Annotated in this window: 1 protein-coding gene; it reads left to right on the top strand. The window is 55.1% G+C overall.

What is annotated here, in order from left to right; all coding sequences use genetic code 11:
- The coding region (locus OC610_RS27995; protein WP_264432850.1) for an integrase core domain-containing protein at positions 1-993 on the top strand (993 nt) is incomplete at its 5' end.
- Positions 994-1,003 lie beyond the last annotated feature (10 nt).

The raw sequence follows: 1,003 nt of genomic DNA, 5'->3' as shown, positions 1-1,003 counted from the left end.
CGGCTTACCCAGGAATGGGTAGTGCCCCTGGCTGTCCGTGAGGCGATCATTGAATTACGTGGTCGGGGTGAGACAGAGCCTGGCCCCAAGAAAATTCAGGCGGCTTTGCTCGAGCGTTTTCCTGGCCAGGCGCCGCCATCAAAGACGTCGATCTACAACATCCTAAAGAAAGCTGAGCTGGTCAAACCACGCCGATTGCGTCAACGGGTGGCGGTTTATCCCAAACCACTGCAGAAAGCAGAGGCTCCCAACCAGCTATTCAGCGCCGATTACAAAGGCCAATTCCTGACAGGTGCGGGCGTCTGGTGCTATCCATTGACGATCATGGACCATGCCAGTCGTTTCTTGCTCGCTTGCCACAGCATGGCTAGCACCAACTTCCAGGAAACCCAGGCGGTGTTTGCTCAGGTGTTTCGTGAACATGGTCTGCCGGAGCGCATTCGTACCGACAATGGTGTTCCGTTTGCGAGCAAAGGGCGTGCGGGCCTTTCCCAGTTGTCGATCTGGTGGTTGCGTCTAGGGATCATTCCCGAGCGGATCGCCCCCGGCAGGCCGGAGCAAAATGGCCGACATGAACGTATGCATCGAACGTTGAAAAGCACTCTTCCGTCACCCCCAGCAGTAGCGTGGGAGGCTCAACAACGGCACTTTGATCGTTTCAGGCAACATTACAACTATGAGCGTTTGCATGAGGCTCTTAATCAGAAGACACCTGCGTCCTGCTATGAGCCTTCGTCCCGCCAATATCCCGAGAAGCTTCCCGAGATGACCTACCCGAGCCATATCGACAGCCTCCAGGCGGACTGCTCGGGGATCGTCAATCGCCATGGTCTAAGGATCTACGTCGGCTATGTGCTCAAGCACCAGACCATTGGACTGGAGCAAGTAGAGGACGGGATCTGGGATGTTATCTTCGGTCCAATCATCCTAGGACGGATTGATGTAAGAGATGCCATTGATGGCTACGTGACACTCCGGGTGTTACCTATGTGAGTGCACTTTT

It is taken from the genome of Pseudomonas agronomica, from assembly GCF_025917275.1.
GTDB lineage: Bacteria > Pseudomonadota > Gammaproteobacteria > Pseudomonadales > Pseudomonadaceae > Aquipseudomonas > Aquipseudomonas agronomica.
Note: the sequence above shows the minus strand (reverse complement) of the source record. Positions and strands in the feature narration are given on the sequence as shown.